The following is a 15,942-nucleotide window of genomic DNA, read 5'->3' as shown; positions in this document are numbered from 1 at the left end:
ATGATCGAGCAGAAAGTTAGTATTGAATTGAGAAATAGTATGGGGGGAGTAGGTACTCTTTATATTAGTGCACTGAATTCCCAGATGGCTAATCATTCTAAACATATTATAAATGATTATTTAACATTAGAAAATATTGATTTAGTTGAAACTCCGGATAATTTAACTCCTATTCAATATTGTGTTGATGCATCAACTCATTTTGCAAATTTGATGCTTTTAGAAGAAACTGATTATCAAATTTTATTTGAATCAAAAGATGTAAATTCATCTTATGATATTTTATATTCATTAGTTAAAATGAATAATGATTTTTTTAATGAATTTAGGTTTTCTTTAACTGAATTTGAAAAATATAAAGTTGTTGGAACTCTAAATTTTAGAAGTTATGTTGGTAAATCATTTTTGGATGTTAAAAAGAATGGTTATTTGTCTAATAAGGTTCCAATTGAAGTTAGATCTAAAAAAATAGATTATTTTAATCAATATTCTGCCATGATAGCGGAATTATCTCAATATGCATTAGGTTTGATTTTTGAAAGTGATTCTCCTCTTTATCAGGAATTCGAAATTGATTATAAAAATAAAACAACATATTATGAAGATTTCATGTTTTTGGAATATTTGTTCAGGCCTGAGAACTTGCCGTCTATTTTTGAATACCTGTCTAAGAATTTATATTCTAGGTTGGAAGAATGTGACGATGTGGTTCCAACTTCTTTTGCATCAAATACTGGTGAAAAGGAATTGATTAATATTTTAAACAATCCTGATAAGTTGCAAAAAACAGATTCTGATATGAAATTGGCTAATTATCTTGGAGGGTTTTTACCAATTGAAGTTGAGGAAATAGACTATAATGATTCAATTGATGTTGCTGAAAATAGATTTTTTAAATATTTTTTAGAATTGGTAAGAGATTTGATTGAAAAGTTGTTAGACAATTCAAAAGAGGGTTATATTAAGGATAAATTAACTTTTTTCAATGAAGAAATTGTATATTATCTTTCCAATAAATTATTTGCAGATATTGGTACTTTAGATTACATTCCATTTAATTCACAAGTTTTACAAAAGAGGGAAGGTTATAGGGATATTTTCCAATTCTTTTTAATGTTTGAATTTTCTTTTAAATTAAGTTGGGATGAACTTAACAATCAATTCAAAGGTTTTGAAAAGAAATTAAGTGAATTATATGAATATTGGTGTTATTTCAAAATTTTAAAAGTTTTAAACGAAATGAGTGTTTCTAAAGTGGATTTTGAAGATGTTTTTGAGATTAATAAGGATAACTGGTCAATGGATATTAAAAGAGGACATAAATCAATTAAAAAATTTAAATTAAATTTATTTGATCAGGATATTTTCATTGAATTATTTTATAATAAAACATTTTCAAATAATACAAAATATAGGTCATATTCTTTAGCTTTTAGGCCAGATTACTCATTACTTATTTATTTAAATGGAGAAAGATATTTTATTCATTTTGATGCAAAATATCGCTCTGAATTGGATGTTATTAATTTTTATAACAAAATTCAAGATAAAACATTCTCTGAAGTTGAAAATGAAGTTAATAATAGGGATTCTAATGAAAATAAAGATAGAATTTTTAAAAATGGGGATATTTATAAGATGCATACTTACAAGGATTCCATTTTAAAAACTGAAGGATCATACGTTTTATACCCAGGTAATGTACATAAATTGTTTAGAGAAGATAATGATCTAATTATTCCTTCTGTTGGCGCTTTTCCCTTAGCTCCTGGAAATGGTGGCGAGGAGGAGTATAATCTATCTATTTTTATTAAAAATGTAATAAGAAGTTTAATTGTTAATTAATTAATTTATAAACTGAATTAAGAATATTTAAATACAAAGCAGCCAATATATTCAATTAATATTTTAATTCAGGTGTAAAAAACATGAAACAAATAAAAGTAGTGGCAGCTATTATTAAAAATGAAGATAAAATTTTAGCTACTAAAAGAGGATATGGTGAGTTTATAAACATGTGGGAGTTTCCTGGGGAAAAATCGAACCTGGCGAAACCAAAAAGCAGGCTCTAGTTCGTGAAATTAAAGAAGAATTAAACATTGAAATTAATGTTGATAAATTTGCCTTAGATATTGAGTATCAGTATCCTAACTTTTATTTATTCATGTCCTGTTTTATGTGTTCAATTAAGGAAGGTTCAATCGAACTTTTAGAACACAATGACGGTAAATGGATTACAAAAGAAGAATTAAACACTTTAAATTGGCTGCCGGCGGATATTGACGCAGTCAATTATCTAAAAGAAAACATGTGATTTTTATGGATAATCAGAATGATATTTTAGAAGGAGCTAAAACCGCTTTTATTAATGAAACTTATAATCCTGCAAATGATTTTAAACCTAAATTCCTTTCAAACAATTTTAATCATAAGGTTTTAAATTCCATTAAGGAGGAACTGCAGAATTGTGACGAATTTTTTATAAGCTCTGCTTTTATTACTTTAGGTGGATTAACTCCTCTTTTGCAGGATTTTTTAGAGCTTGAACAAAGGGGAATTAAAGGTAAGATTCTTACAACTGATTATCTTAATTTTACAGATCCTAAAGCTTTAAAAAAGCTTCAGTCTTTAGATAATATTGAAGTTAAGCTGTATGCTCAGGAAAAGAATGGTTTTCACACTAAAGGTTATGTTTTTAGAAAAAATAACATTTACAAAGGTATTGTAGGCAGTTCTAATTTAACTTTAAATGCTTTGACTGTTAACAAGGAGTGGAATGTTGAATTTACCTCTTTACATGACGGTGAAGTGTTGAATAATTTATTGGATGAATTTAACTCATTATGGCAGGAAGCAAGCAATCTTGATGATGTTCTTCCTGCTTATGAGAAATTATATGATTCTCAAAAGAACTTTACAAAGCTAAAAGAAAACTACAAAAAACTTCAGTCTGAAGATTTGGTTCCAAATTCTATGCAGATTGGTTTTATGGAAAGTTTAAGGTCTTTAATTCAAAGTGGTGAATCAAAGGCACTTCTGGTATCAGCAACTGGTACTGGTAAAACTTATGCTTCTGCTTTTGCTGTTCAGGATTTCAATCCTAAAAAGTTTCTTTTTGTAGTTCACAGAGAACAAATCGCCAAACAGGCTATTAATGCTTATAAAAATGTTTTTAAAAATACAAAAGATTTCGGATTGCTGACTGGTAATTCTAAAGATTATGATTCTAATTTTTTATTCTCAACAATTCAAACATTGTCTAAAGATGATGTTTACACTAAATTTGAAAAAGATGAATTTGATTATATTGTGATTGATGAAGTTCATAAAGCAGGTGCTTATTCTTATCAAAAAATCATGGATTATTTTGAACCTGAATTCTGTTTGGGGATGACTGCTTCACCTGAGCGTCCTGACGGTATTGATATTTATGAACTCTTTGACCATAATCTGGCCTGTGAAATCAGACTTAAAGACGCCTTGGAAGAGGATTTGTTGTGTCCTTTTCATTATTTTGGAATATCTGACTTGGAAATTGACGGAGAAACTGTTGATGATTCAACAGAATTCAATCAGTTGGTTTCAGATGACAGGGTAAATTATTTGCTTGAAAAATCAGCCTATTACGGATATTCTGGAGACAGAATTAAAGCTTTGGTATTTTGCAGCAGGAAAAAAGAAGCAAATGAGCTTTCAAAAGCATTTAATAAAAGAGGCCATCCGGCAACTGTCCTGACAGGTGATGATTCACAGCAGACAAGGGAAGATGCAATTTACAGACTGACTAATGATGAGGCTAAAAACAAGTTGGAATACATTTTTACAGTTGATATTTTTAATGAAGGGGTAGATATTCCTGAAATTAATCAGGTTTTACTTGTAAGGCCAACACAATCTCCAATTATATTTATTCAGCAATTGGGAAGAGGCCTTAGGAAATTTAAAAACAAAGACTATGTTGTTATTCTGGATTTTATTGGAAATTATAAAAACAATTTCATGATTCCAATAGCTCTTTCAGGGGACAGATCTTATGATAAGGATAATATTCGCCGTTATCTGATGGAGGGAAATAAAGTGATTCCTGGAGCTTCTTCAATCAGTTTTGATGAAGTTTCTAAAAAGAGAATTTATAATTCTATAAACAACACTTCATTTTCAAGAATAGCTCTTTTTAAGGAAAAATACAATAATCTGAAGTTTAAATTAGGCAGAATTCCAATGCTTTTGGATTTCTATGAAAATGGTGAAATGGATCCTTTATTAATCTTAAATCATACTGCAATGGATTGCTATTATTCATTTTTAAAAAAGGCAGATAAAGATTATGATGAATACCTTTCAGAAGAGGAAATTTCATCTTTAAAATTCATATCCAAAAACTTGGCCAGTGGAAAAAGACCTCATGAGTTGCTGATTTTAAAATCTTTAATTTATAATGGTTATTTCTCAGTTGAATCAATTGAACACTTATTAAAAGCAGAATATGATATTCAAAATGATGTAAAATCAATTGAAAATGCAATTAATGTTTTAAATCTTGAGTTCAGTAAAAAAGATAAGAAAGATTTTTCCGAATTGTCTTTCATGAATGAATTTCTAATCTCAAATGATTTTAAAGAGTATCTGTCTCATGAAACTTACAGAAAACATGTTTTGGATGTAATTGATTATGGATTGCTTAAATACAAAACAGAATACAATGCTCAAGTTGAAGGTGAAAATTTAACACTATACGCCAAGTATTCAAGAAGGGACGTTTGCAGATTACTTAATTGGCCAAATGATGACAGCTCCACATTATACGGATATAGAGTAAAACACAATACCTGCCCTATTTTTGTAACTTATGATAAAAAAGAAGACATTTCAGATAGTACTAAGTATCTAGATGAGTTTGTAAATAAGAATGTTTTCAGCTGGATGACTAGAAGTAGGCTTAAATTAGATAGTAAGGAAGTACTTGCAATTAAAAATTATCAGAAAACTAATTTGAAGATACATTTATTTATTAAGAAAAGTGATGATGAAGGTAAGGATTTCTATTATATGGGTCAGGTTGAACCATTTGATTTTATTCAGACAACTATCAGAAGCAAAGACAAGGACTTGCCGATTGTTAATATTAAATATAATCTCCATATTCCAGTTAAAGATGAGCTGTATGACTATTTTGAAGATAATATGGATTAGCTATTGCCAGTATCTGCATTATAACAATAAAATACTGATAGGTTTAAATGATAAGGAAATTTATTCCCTATCACTTAATAATTCACCAGCTACTCCGATGCTTTCTTTCGGATAAGCTTGAACAAGTACTGTTATTGCTTCTATTGGTAATCCGTAACTGTCAGCTACTATTTCACTTACTTTTTTTACCATTTCTCTTTTATCTTCAACACGGATTGTGTCATTTCCGGCTATTGTTATTACTGGCATAATTTTTTCCTCCCTGTTTTTAAAATTTATTAATCAGATATAATAAACTATCTATTAAGTGATTATTATGCTTGGTGAAAATGAACTTGTTAAACTGTTTCCGGATTTTAAAGATTTGGTTCAGCCTTCAGGAATTGATTTGGCTTTAGATAAAATTTATACTCAGGAAAGTGAAGGTTCCCTGATTGACAATGAAAAAAATCTTCCTGAAATTAAAGAATTGGAAGGCCCTGTTTACACTTTAAAACCCCACACCGCTTATCTTGCTTCAATTGACAGGAAAATCAAAATTCCGAAAGGATACTCTATGTTATACTTGCCGAGATCCACATTACTGAGGTCTTTTGTCTCAGTTCAGACAGCTGTTGGAGATCCCGGTTTTTTCGGAACTTTAATGTTCATGATTTATAATCACGGAGATTATGAATATAAAATCAAAAAAGGAGACAGAATAGCTCAGGGAGTTGTTTTTGAAGTTGAAGGCTCCGGCCAATACAGCGGATCTTATCAGGAAGAGGAATAATAATGAATGTAGCTGCTTATTTAGTTAAAATCCTTGAAGAGGAAGGTCTGGAAAATATTTTCGGACTTCCCGGAGAACAGATATTGCCGTTTTATAAAGCTCTCAAAGATTCCAAAATAAATCATGTTCTGGTAAGGCATGAACAGGCAGCTATGCATGCAGCAGATGCATATTACAAATCATCTCATAAATTAAGTGCATGTGTAGCTACTGCAGCACCGGGAGCACTTAATTTTACAATGGCTCTGGCCGGAGCATACAAAGACAATGTGCCTCTTCTGGTTTTAACAGGAGACAATCCCACTGATTTGAGAAATGAGGATGTTTTCCAGTCACTTCCGACATCAGAAATTTTTAGAAATATTGTTGATGAATCATTCAATCCCTTAAACGGAACTGAAGCAGTATATGCACTAAGGGCAGCTATTTATAAAATTAAACACGATCCCAAAGGTCCTGTTCATATAAATTTGTCAAGTGATGTTCTGTTAAGCGAGGACTTTCAGGACTTTGATTTATGTTATTTGTGTGAAAATGACCTGTCAAATGTTAAAAAAGCTCAGGAATTAATAAACAAATCTAAAAAACCTCTCTTTGTATTGGGTTCAGGAGCAATATCACAAAGGGAAGTTTTAAAACTGATAGCTGAAAGTAATGGAATTCCGGTAACAACTACCTTTAATTCAAAAGGAATCATAGATGAAAACAATCCTTTAAATCTGGGAATGATAGGTTCAAGAGGAACTCCCAGAGCAGATTATGCTCTAAAAAATTCGGACTGTATCATAGCTTTAGGTGCAAGAGCTTCTGAAAGAACATTTACATCATTGGAAGAAATTGAAGACAGATTAATTCATGTAAATATTAATAAAAAGCATCTTAAAGGAGATTATCCGATTCAGGGAAGTGTTGAAGACTTTTTATGTGAAGCTGACTTTAAAAAAGCAGACTGGTTAGATGAAATATTGGAAATTGACAATAAAATAGCTGTTGAAGGATTGGGAGATAAAACACTTCCGTTAAGACCGCAGGTAGCTATTAATGAAATTTTAAAGCAATATATGGATAATATTGTAATCGGTGATGCCGGAAGTCATATTACATGGGTAACACTGCTTAAAAAATCCTCTGACTTTGGCCAGCTGCTGTTCCAGTCAGCACTTGGACCAATGGGTTACGGAATTCCTGGAGCTATTGGAGCAGCAGTTGCAAATCCTGATAAAAAAATAATTGTAATCAACGGAGACGGAGATTTCCAGATGAATATTCAGGAGTTGGCTACAATAAAAGAGTATGGTTTGAATATTTTAATTTTCATAATAAACAACTCACAATATGGCATTATAAGACAGCATGAAGTTAATAAATATGGTATGGAACCCTATCAGACAGATTTAAAAAATCCTGACTTTGTAAAAGTAGCTGAAGCATACGGATTAAAAGCAAAAAGAGTAGAAAAGCTTGAAGATTTCCAGGATGCAGAGGATTATGACATTATGGATGTTGCTGTAAGGTTTGAAGATATTCCTCTTCCTAAATAAGGCATTCTTCAACAAATTTTTTTACAATATCTTCATACCCCTGGCAGTTGCCGTCAAATGAATAGTAATAGTATTCATCATCTGTGTTGTGGATAAATCCGAGGGGTATCAGTTCATAACTGGCTATTTTATCTTTTAAGATAACTGCTTTTGATTTATAGATAAAATAAAAGTTATCCTCTCCAACAGCTATTTTTTTAAAGGTTAGCTCTTCATCCTTTTTGAAGTATTTGTCAAGCTTTTCCTTTTGGTGTTTTGCAAATCCTGAAAAATCATCTTTCATTTTTATCACCTCTAAAAGCCTTAATCAAAATCCTGATTTCTTTTTTGGAAATTAAACTGACAACAGGCAAAATCAGCTTTAAAAGATTAATATCAACATCTAAGCATCCTTTAAAATCAATTACAGGATCTCCAAAAACAGGTTCGGCACTTACTTTAGAAACAGGATATAATGTTTTAATAAATCCGTTAATTGCCCAGATATATCCAATATATTGTGCAGTATCTGCATAGCTGGCCAGTCCAAATTTAAGATGATTTTCTAATTTTGTAACTTTAATGGATTTTGCGGTTTTTTTTAAAAAATCTGTAATGTAAGGCAGAGCATTTTTAAGGGGGTTCATTAAATTTTTAGACCCTTTTTTCTCGTCTGCTTCTTCTTCGGATTCTTTTTCTTTTGAAGAATTATAAACAGTTATTTTTTTAAAAATATTTATTTTAACAATAGCTGAAAGCTTGCTTCCAGTTTTTTCAAAGCTAAGTGATATTCTAAGACCCATATATAAAAAAATAATAATGATTAGAATGATTAAGAGTAAAATCATTCCTAGGATGTATATGGTATTCAAAATATCCCTTTTTTAAAAAATTTATTGGTCTTCTTCTTCGGTAGTTGTAAACTCAGGTTCAATATATTCTGATTCATCGTAGTCGTCTGAAGATTGTGAAAAATAATTTTTAACAAGGTCAGACACAATCAGTCCTAAATCAGACAATGCTTTGTTGGTTTCAGTTCCTTTAGTTAAGTTAACAACTTTAACTCCTTCTCCGCTTTTAGCATTTTTTGGAATAATTACCATGGAAACAGGTTCAACACCAGCACCGGCACCTACAGTATCATTTCCATCATTGCCCAGTATGTTTTCACAGGCTCCAAAACCTACTCCCATTCTCATTACCGGAATTAAAAATTGGTCTCCTGCATCAATAGGTTTTCCAACAACATTTTCAATACTGATAAGTTTACGTAATTCTTCTACACTTGTTTTAATATTTTCAGCCATATTTTGACACATCCATTTTTTTAGTTAATTATAATATTAGCTATCAAATATTAAATATTTTGTTTATTTAAAAAAATTTCAGGCTTAATAATTTAGCTATTATCAAGCCTATTTTATGAATCATTTTTATGTTTTTAGGGAAGTTATTTTGTCTAAAGTGTCTTTAGGCAGTTTTCCTTTTTGAATTAGTGTTGTTATTTCGTTTGTTATTTCTGTTTTGCCTTCTTTTATTCCTTCTTTTATTCCTTCTTTTATTCCTTCTTTTATTCCTTCTTTTATTCCTTCTTTTATTCCTTCTTTTCTGGCTTGGTCGTATAGTGTGTTTCTCATTTTTATTTCCTCCATTATTGGTTGTTGGTGTTCTTTTTTTATTACTTTGGAACATACTGCCTGTTGAATGTACTTGATGTTGTTAAGTTCGTCTATGGTTAATGTTGTTATTTTATTGGTTAATTGAGCAGTTTTCAATGTTATTTCTTCTGTTGTTTCCTTATAGCTTGTAAACGGCATTAATTTCAAAGCAAGTATTTCTGTTGGTGTTAGTTTTTCGTTGTTTTCTATTTTTTTACTTATACTATTTATTTTTTTATTTCCGTCAATGTTTTTTAAGGACATGATGTTAATTTTAAAAACATTGTCTTTACTGTACTGATGGATAATCTGGTCGTTCGGTATTGCTTGAACACAAATGATGTAGGTTTCAACAAAACAGCCGGTGTATTCATGTAGTAATGCGACATAAGCGAAGATTCTTTGCAATTCCTTTTTTGTTGGAAATCTTGCTTGAAATTCTATATGAATATAAATTTTGTCTTTTGTTTTACCTACGTAGTCCAGATGATATCTTTTATTTTTTAATTCGCTGAATTCTGTTTTGGCTGATTCTACAATTTCATAATCGATGTTCATAAATTCTAACAGTTCATTTATTGAGGTATTTGCTATTTCTTTTAATGTTATGTCCAGTATGTGATAGTTGATGATTAAAACCCCCTGTTGTTTTTATTGGATATCCAATATCTCATTGGTTTTTATAGTTTATAAATTGGTCAGTTTTTTCTAAAAACAATTTTACATTCTTAAATCAATAAAATAATGATTTTAATGTAATTTTGAAATCTTGATTTTTATCGAGTATAAAAGAAATTTCTGCTATTTTTTAAAATTTATCGAGTATAGTCGATAAAATTTTCATAGCTGTTGAAAAGTGAAGCAGTTATATTTTGATGATATGCAACTCTAAAAATAAGGATTTGATATAATATCAAATTTAAAAAAAGAAAAAAAGAAGAATCATAAGTATGATTCTGTAATGGATGCTACTCCAGCACCTGCATCTTCAATTGCACCGAGACCTTTTAAAGTCATTCCGATAGCTGCAAAGGTTTGTACTAATTCTTTGTAGGAAATGTTTCCCATATGTCCTATTCTGAATATGTTTCCTTTTAAGTGGTCTTGTCCACCAGCTAATTCTACTCCGTATTTGTCACGGACAGTTCCTCTGAAGTCTGCATCAGTTATGCCTTCAGGCATTTTAACTGCAGTTACAGTAGCTGAGGATACTTTTTCATCTGCGAATAATTCTAAACCTAATGCTTTTACAGCAGCTACACTAGCTTTAGCAGCTTTGTGGTGACGTGCAACTCTGTTTTCTAATCCTTCTTCCATAACCATTTTTAATGCTTCGTTCATAGCATAAGTTAGAGATACAGAAGGAGTGTATGGAGTTTGAGGTGGATTTTTGTCTCCACTTTTTTTAGCAGCTTGCATATCTAAGTAGAAAGTATGGGAGTCTACTTTATCTGCAGCAGCCCAAGCATCATCACTTAATGTAATAGCAGCCATTCCAGGTGGTGCTGCAATACATTTTTGGGATCCGGTAATACATACATCTATTCCGAATTTGTCTACATCAACATAGTCTCCTCCAAGGGAAGATACAGTATCTACAATGTAGAGGGCGTCGTAATCTTTCATTACTTTACCGATTGCTTCAATAGGTGCTGCTACACCAGTTGAAGTTTCATTATGAACAACAGATACAGCTTTAATATCTTCATCAGCATCAAGAGCAGCTTTAATAGCTTCAGGAGTTACTGCAGTTCCCCATTCTACTGCTAATTCTTCGGTGGTAATTCCATGAGCATTAGCTATTTTCATGAAACGTTCTCCGAATTTTCCTCCTACAACATTTAAGACTTTTTCTCCGGAATTTACTACATTACTTATAGCTGCTTCCATTGCTGCAGTTCCAGACCCGGTTAATAAATAGGATTGGTTAGAGGTTTGGAAAACATCAGACATTAATTCGCTGGTTTCAGTTAAGATTTCTCCATATTTAGCTCCTCTATGATTTACAACAGCTTGAGACATAGCATTAAGTACTCTTGGGTGTACTGTTGTTGGACCTGGAAGCATTAATAAAATTTCATCCATTTAAAATTTCCTCCGTATGTAAAAATAAATTTTATGATTTAGCTTATGATAAAGCTATATAAATGTCTTATTTTTATAGTTTTTAAATATTGTGTAGTACATATAGTATAGTATGGATTTTTTTGGAAATGACAGATTAACATTTAAAAGAGTATTTAACTATCTTCTGGGATTGTGGTTTATAACTCTGGGGATAGGTTTTTCAATAAAATCTAATTTAGGAGCAACACCTGTCAGTTCAGTTCCATACACTTTAAATTTGATTTGGGGAATTGAAATAGGTCAGGCTACAATTATATTTCATGCAATTTTAGTTTTAATAGAATTGGTATTGTTAAGAAAGGACTTTAAAGTTAAACACTTCCTGCAGGTCTTTGTTGGAATATTGTTCGGATATTTCACAAGTTTTTCAGTTGGATTAATGGGTTTTATTCCTGATTCAGCCAGTATTCTATTTGAACTGCTGCTGACATGTTTAAGCATATTCAGTGTAGCTTTGGGATTGTTTTTCTATGTTCCTGCAAACATTATTCCGGTATCTGTTGACGGGGTAACACAGGCATTAGCTATTGCATTTAACAAGCCTTTCTCAAAAACCAAGGTTGTTTATGATGTTGGCCTGCTTGTTATTTCTTTAATATTGTGTTTTGTATTTTTGGGAGTAATTGGGGGCAGTATAGGTATTGGAACAATTCTTTCAGCTGTTTTTGTTGGAATTGTATTAAAATACATTCATAAACTTAACAGCTATTTGACCGGAGAAGTAGTGGATTTTAAACAGATGTGATGATTATGAACGGAAATATGATTAAAAGGATTTCATTATATGTCCTGGGACTTTTTGTAATGACTGCAGGTATTGCATTTTCATTCAGGTCTGATTTGGGCTCTTCTCCAGTTAGCTCAATTCCCTATTCCATGATGCATGTATGGGCAATAGAAGTAGGATTTGCAACTATACTGTTTCACATTGCTCTTGTAATACTGCAGTTTTTAATTCTAAGAGAGAATTTTAAAGCTAAAATACTGCTGCAGGTTGTTGCAGGGGTTCTTTTCGGATATTTTACAACTTTGGCAGTGTATCTGGTTTCATTTGTACCGAAACCTCCAGGTCTTATTGGAGACTTTATATTTCTGGGAATCAGTATTGTGGTTCTGGCATTTGGAATATTTTTATACCTTCCGCCTCATATTGTTCAGCTTGCAGGTGAAGGTGTAATGCAGGCAATAGCTATTACATATGATTTGCCTTTTCCAAAGGTTAAAGTAGGATTTGATGCTGCAATGGTAATTATTTCTGTAGTGATGTGCTGGATATTTATTGGAAATCCTTTGGCTAGTGTTGGGATAGGAACAATTGTAGCAGCATTTTTAGTTGGAACAGTGTTGGAATATATTGTTAAAGGATTTAAAAAAATAACAGGTCGTGAAGTTGATTTAAAACAAATGTGAGGTGTTTTAATGTGGATTAAAAGAATTATATTATTTGTTGGTGGATTATTTGTAATGTCACTTGGTGTGGGTCTTTCAATAAAGTCTGGTTTGGGAGTTACGCCAATCAGCTCAATTCCATACTCTTTGACACTGGCTTCAGGTGTAAATATTGGAATTACAACAGTAATTTTCAATGTCCTTTTAGTATTTCTCCAAATACCAATTTTAAAAAAGAGATTCAATCCGAAAAGGCTTTTGCAGTTGATTAATGCATTTATGTTCGGGTATTTTACAGATCTTTCACTGTGGATTTTATCTCCGATGCCGGACCTGCCTTTGGATGTTAACTTTACACTGCTGATTGTAAGTATGTTTTTAATAGCTGCCGGTATTTTAATATACATGCCTGCAAACATTGCACCGCTTCCAGGTGAGGGAGTTGTGGAAGCTGTATCTCTGGCTTATGATAAACGATTTTCCAAAGTCAAAGTATGTTTTGATACATCAATGGTTGTATTATCTTTAATCATTTGCGGACTCTTTACATCAGATATTCTTGGAAGTGTAAATGTAGGTACAATTCTTGCAGCAATATTCATAGGAATTATTATAAGATATCTCACAGAATTGTATGAAAAAATAACAGGAAAGTCAATTACAGTAGTTAATAAAGAAAATTAGGAGCATGAAAGAATTAAAATTACAAATGAGTTAATTAAAAGAATAATATATTATATAATCGGAGTATGCATACTGTCTTTTGCTGTAGGAGTTTCAATCAAATCTGAATTGGGTGTTACTCCAATTAACTCCATTCCCTATGCAATAGCTTTAATTACAAATATCGATGTAGGTTTGTCATCAGTTTTATTTTATCTGGTAGTTATTTTTATACAAAAACCAATTTTGAAAGAGAGATATCATCCGAAAAGACTTCTTCAATTAGTCAGTGCTTTTTTATTCGGATATTTTGTTGATTTTTCATTGTGGGTACTGGCACCGATTCAGAATCTTTCACTAATGGGGAAGTTTCTGATGCTGGCTTTAAGCATAATTCTTATAGCTGTCGGAATTTTAATAATGATGCCTGCAAATATTGCACCGCTTCCTGGAGAAGGTCTTATAGAAGCAATAGCTATAGCTGCTGATAAGAAATTTTCATCAGTTAAAATATGTATTGATTCATCAATGGTGATAATAACAGTTATTTTATGCTGGATATTTTTAGGTGATGTCTTGGGAAGTGTAAGTATAGGTACAGTAATCTCAGCAGCATGTACTGGTTTTGTTGTAAGGCAGTTCCATGATTTGTATAAGTATTTTACAGGTAAGGACATTAGGGTTGTTAATAAAGAATAAAGAATATTAATAATCTGCAACTAAATTAACAATATATAAAAGGTGATTTCAATGAATTTTGGCCTTTGGGAAAATTATTATAAAAAAATATTGGAAGATTTCGGATTTAAAAGAGAAGATGATGAAAAAACTGCTCAGGTATTGGATGACCTTCTTTTTGAACAGGGCTGCTTAACACTGGAAGATTTATATGAAAAAGTAGATTTTTCCACTAAATTCATAATATTTGGAGCAGGACCATCTTTAAAAGACCATATTAAAAAAATAAAAACGGAATATGATTTGTTTGATTATGTTTTAGTAGCTGCAGACGGAGCAACAACAGCTTTAACTGAAGAAAAAATAGTTCCTGATATAATAGCCACTGATCTGGATGGGAAAATAGATGATATTTTATATGCAAATGCATATGGTGCAAATTTAGTTATTCACGGTCATGGAAATAATCTGGAAGCAATTTTAAAATACACTCCATTTTTTGACAATGTTTTAGGAACAACACAAGCTCAGGCACATGGAAATCTCTATAATTTTGGGGGATTTACAGACGGAGATAGAGCAATGTTTTTGGCTGTTGCACTTGGAGCCACTGAATTGATATTGGCTGGAATGGATTTTGGAAATGTTGTAACTAAATACTCAAGACCAAATATTGCAGAAGATACTGCTAAAGCAGATAAAATTAAAACAAAAAAATTGGAGTATGCAGAATTGTTTACAAAGTGGATTGACGATAATGAAGATGTTAAAATTATTAATTTAAAGTCATAATAATTTTTTTATAATAGTTTAAATATAAATGATAAGTATGGGAATTGAAGATATTTTAATGCATGATGAAAGTCTTTTTCAAAATATAAATGCTTTTGATCCGGATTATGTGCCTCCGAATTATAATTATAGGGATAGGCAAATGGAAGCTATGGCAATGGCAATAAGACCTGCTATAAGTGGGGGACAGCCATCAAATTCTGTTGTTTTAGGTTCATGTGCAACTGGAAAAACAACAGCTATTAGAAAAGTATTTGAATTAGTTGAAAAAAGCACAGAAAAAGTCACTTGTGTTTATATAAACTGTCAGCTTCATACAACACGTTTTGGAATATTTTCACAAATTTATAAAAAGCTATTTGGCCATATTCCTCCGGAAACAGGAGTTCCATTTTCAAGAATTTATGACCAAATCATGCATAAACTTCAATCAGATAAAAAAGCATTAATCGTTGCATTGGATGATGTTAATTATTTATTCCAAAGTAAGGCCGCCAATAAAGTATTTTATGATTTGTTAAGAGCATATGAAGAATATCCTGGTGTTAAAACTGGAATTTTTGCAATATTGTCTGATCTGGAATTCAGGTATGCCTTTGATAAAAATGTAAATACTGTTTTTATACCTCAGGACATTACATTTCAGCCATATAATTATTCAGAAATTGAAGATATCTTAAAAGACAGGGTAAATGCAGGTTTTTTTCCCGGTGTAATGGGTGATGAAATCCTTGAATTGGTAGCTATGCATACTTATGATGTCGGAGACTTAAGAGTAGGCATTAATCTTTTAAGGTCTTGCGGCAATATTGCTGAAGCTGAAGCATCTAGAGAAATTACAGAGGAACATTTCCAAAAAGCAGTTGATTCTTTAGTTTCAGTACAAATCTCAGAAACTTTAAAATCATTAAATGATACTGAAAAGGCATTATTAAAAATAATTTCAGATTCAGATAAGATTTTTACAGCCGGAGAGTTATCGGAACTGTTTAAAGAAAAAGAAAATGTAAGTTATGCTACCTTTAACAGAACCCTTGAAAAATTGGAGTTTTTAAGATTAGTTGACACAAAATTCACAGGAAAAGGGTCAAGAGGAAATTCCAGAGAAATTATTTTACGTTTTAACCCTTGTGATTTTAAATTATGAAAT

General features: G+C 31.3%; 16 protein-coding genes and 1 pseudogene. 11 read left to right on the top strand and 6 right to left on the bottom strand.

Going from position 1 to position 15,942, the window contains the following annotated elements:
• From K4897_RS04030 to K4897_RS04020, 3 genes and pseudogenes are all read left to right on the top strand, one after another.
• Nucleotides 1–1,845 (top strand): DUF2357 domain-containing protein, encoded by a 1,845-nt coding sequence (locus K4897_RS04030; protein WP_250416826.1) that lies wholly within the window; start codon nucleotides 1–3, stop codon nucleotides 1,843–1,845.
• Between the two features lie 83 nt (nucleotides 1,846–1,928).
• Nucleotides 1,929–2,314: pseudogene (locus tag K4897_RS04025) on the top strand ((deoxy)nucleoside triphosphate pyrophosphohydrolase).
• Between the two features lie 5 nt (nucleotides 2,315–2,319).
• On the top strand, nucleotides 2,320–5,193 hold the full coding sequence (locus tag K4897_RS04020) for a DUF3427 domain-containing protein (RefSeq protein WP_250416823.1): 2,874 nt from the start codon (nucleotides 2,320–2,322) through the stop codon (nucleotides 5,191–5,193).
• A 60-nt stretch (nucleotides 5,194–5,253) separates the two neighbouring features.
• Here the strand turns inward: K4897_RS04020 and dmpI are convergent, their stop codons facing one another.
• A complete protein-coding gene (gene dmpI / locus K4897_RS04015) occupies nucleotides 5,254–5,442 on the bottom strand; it encodes a 4-oxalocrotonate tautomerase DmpI (protein WP_019264583.1) in 189 nt (62 codons plus the stop codon).
• 67 nt (nucleotides 5,443–5,509) lie between these two features.
• On the opposite strand from dmpI, the gene K4897_RS04010 reads away from it, so the two are divergent.
• Together K4897_RS04010 and K4897_RS04005 are read left to right on the top strand one after the other, a co-directional pair.
• Entirely contained in the window at nucleotides 5,510–5,965 is a 456-nt protein-coding gene (locus tag K4897_RS04010) for a deoxyuridine 5'-triphosphate nucleotidohydrolase (protein WP_019267770.1), read from the top strand.
• A 2-nt stretch (nucleotides 5,966–5,967) separates the two neighbouring features.
• Nucleotides 5,968–7,506 (top strand): thiamine pyrophosphate-binding protein, encoded by a 1,539-nt coding sequence (locus K4897_RS04005; RefSeq protein ID WP_250416822.1) that lies wholly within the window; start codon nucleotides 5,968–5,970, stop codon nucleotides 7,504–7,506.
• Here K4897_RS04005 and K4897_RS04000 read toward each other — a convergent pair.
• The 5 genes from K4897_RS04000 to K4897_RS03980 form a co-directional block, all read right to left on the bottom strand.
• Nucleotides 7,499–7,789: a hypothetical protein gene (locus K4897_RS04000; RefSeq protein ID WP_250416819.1), complete on the bottom strand. Its 291-nt coding sequence runs from the start codon at nucleotides 7,787–7,789 to the stop codon at nucleotides 7,499–7,501. The two genes, K4897_RS04005 and K4897_RS04000, sit on opposite strands and share 8 nt — an antisense overlap.
• Entirely contained in the window at nucleotides 7,779–8,288 is a 510-nt protein-coding gene (locus tag K4897_RS03995) for a DUF2953 domain-containing protein (protein ID WP_250416816.1), read from the bottom strand. Before K4897_RS03995 ends, K4897_RS04000 begins: the two co-directional genes overlap by 11 nt.
• A 90-nt stretch (nucleotides 8,289–8,378) precedes the next feature.
• Entirely contained in the window at nucleotides 8,379–8,792 is a 414-nt protein-coding gene (locus tag K4897_RS03990; protein WP_094516252.1) for a GerW family sporulation protein, read from the bottom strand.
• Nucleotides 8,793–8,918: 126 nt separating this feature from the next.
• A complete protein-coding gene (locus K4897_RS03985; RefSeq protein WP_250416813.1) occupies nucleotides 8,919–9,701 on the bottom strand; it encodes a hypothetical protein in 783 nt (260 codons plus the stop codon).
• A gap of 384 nt (nucleotides 9,702–10,085) precedes the next feature.
• Complete coding sequence (locus K4897_RS03980; RefSeq protein ID WP_019264576.1) at nucleotides 10,086–11,228, bottom strand: alanine--glyoxylate aminotransferase family protein; 1,143 nt, start codon at nucleotides 11,226–11,228, stop codon at nucleotides 10,086–10,088.
• 112 nt (nucleotides 11,229–11,340) lie between these two features.
• Between K4897_RS03980 and K4897_RS03975 the strand changes: the two genes are divergently transcribed.
• From K4897_RS03975 to K4897_RS03950, 6 genes are read left to right on the top strand one after another with little or no spacing between them, the layout of a single operon-like run.
• Entirely contained in the window at nucleotides 11,341–12,015 is a 675-nt protein-coding gene (locus K4897_RS03975) for a YitT family protein (protein ID WP_250416811.1), read from the top strand.
• Nucleotides 12,015–12,680 (top strand): YitT family protein, encoded by a 666-nt coding sequence (locus K4897_RS03970; RefSeq protein WP_371921667.1) that lies wholly within the window; start codon nucleotides 12,015–12,017, stop codon nucleotides 12,678–12,680. Before K4897_RS03975 ends, K4897_RS03970 begins: the two co-directional genes overlap by 1 nt.
• 9 nt (nucleotides 12,681–12,689) lie before the next feature.
• Entirely contained in the window at nucleotides 12,690–13,343 is a 654-nt protein-coding gene (locus tag K4897_RS03965) for a YitT family protein (RefSeq protein ID WP_019266489.1), read from the top strand.
• Nucleotides 13,344–13,397: 54 nt separating this feature from the next.
• A complete protein-coding gene (locus K4897_RS03960; protein ID WP_256468728.1) occupies nucleotides 13,398–14,021 on the top strand; it encodes a YitT family protein in 624 nt (207 codons plus the stop codon).
• 51 nt (nucleotides 14,022–14,072) lie between these two features.
• On the top strand, nucleotides 14,073–14,792 hold the full coding sequence (locus K4897_RS03955) for a 6-hydroxymethylpterin diphosphokinase MptE-like protein (RefSeq protein WP_250416806.1): 720 nt from the start codon (nucleotides 14,073–14,075) through the stop codon (nucleotides 14,790–14,792).
• Nucleotides 14,793–14,820: 28 nt separating this feature from the next.
• The gene (locus tag K4897_RS03950; RefSeq protein WP_019264570.1) at nucleotides 14,821–15,939 is read left to right on the top strand and encodes an ORC1-type DNA replication protein; all 1,119 of its coding nucleotides are present in this window, start codon (nucleotides 14,821–14,823) and stop codon (nucleotides 15,937–15,939) included.
• The last annotated feature ends 3 nt before the right edge of the window (nucleotides 15,940–15,942 follow it).

The sequence above is a fragment of the Methanobrevibacter sp. TLL-48-HuF1 genome, from assembly GCF_023617305.1.
In the GTDB taxonomy this organism is placed as follows: Archaea; Methanobacteriota; Methanobacteria; order Methanobacteriales; family Methanobacteriaceae; genus Methanocatella; species Methanocatella intestini.
The sequence above is the reverse complement of the archived record's forward strand: the minus strand, read 5'-3'. Positions and strand labels throughout refer to the sequence as shown.

Bases quoted from the DNA above. Each gene is read 5' to 3' on its own strand.
- K4897_RS04030 (WP_250416826.1), top strand. From the start codon at position 1: ATGATCGAGCAGAAAGTTAGTATTGAATTGAGAAATAGTATGGGGGGA.
- K4897_RS04020 (WP_250416823.1), top strand. From the start codon at position 2,320: ATGGATAATCAGAATGATATTTTAGAAGGAGCTAAAACCGCTTTTATT.
- dmpI (WP_019264583.1), bottom strand. From the start codon at position 5,442: ATGCCAGTAATAACAATAGCCGGAAATGACACAATCCGTGTTGAAGAT.
- K4897_RS04010 (WP_019267770.1), top strand. From the start codon at position 5,510: ATGCTTGGTGAAAATGAACTTGTTAAACTGTTTCCGGATTTTAAAGAT.
- K4897_RS04005 (WP_250416822.1), top strand. From the start codon at position 5,968: ATGAATGTAGCTGCTTATTTAGTTAAAATCCTTGAAGAGGAAGGTCTG.
- K4897_RS04000 (WP_250416819.1), bottom strand. From the start codon at position 7,789: ATGAAAGATGATTTTTCAGGATTTGCAAAACACCAAAAGGAAAAGCTT.
- K4897_RS03995 (WP_250416816.1), bottom strand. From the start codon at position 8,288: ATGGGTCTTAGAATATCACTTAGCTTTGAAAAAACTGGAAGCAAGCTT.
- K4897_RS03990 (WP_094516252.1), bottom strand. From the start codon at position 8,792: ATGGCTGAAAATATTAAAACAAGTGTAGAAGAATTACGTAAACTTATC.
- K4897_RS03985 (WP_250416813.1), bottom strand. From the start codon at position 9,701: ATGAACATCGATTATGAAATTGTAGAATCAGCCAAAACAGAATTCAGC.
- K4897_RS03980 (WP_019264576.1), bottom strand. From the start codon at position 11,228: ATGGATGAAATTTTATTAATGCTTCCAGGTCCAACAACAGTACACCCA.
- K4897_RS03975 (WP_250416811.1), top strand. From the start codon at position 11,341: ATGGATTTTTTTGGAAATGACAGATTAACATTTAAAAGAGTATTTAAC.
- K4897_RS03970 (WP_371921667.1), top strand. From the start codon at position 12,015: ATGATTATGAACGGAAATATGATTAAAAGGATTTCATTATATGTCCTG.
- K4897_RS03965 (WP_019266489.1), top strand. From the start codon at position 12,690: ATGTGGATTAAAAGAATTATATTATTTGTTGGTGGATTATTTGTAATG.
- K4897_RS03955 (WP_250416806.1), top strand. From the start codon at position 14,073: ATGAATTTTGGCCTTTGGGAAAATTATTATAAAAAAATATTGGAAGAT.
- K4897_RS03950 (WP_019264570.1), top strand. From the start codon at position 14,821: ATGATAAGTATGGGAATTGAAGATATTTTAATGCATGATGAAAGTCTT.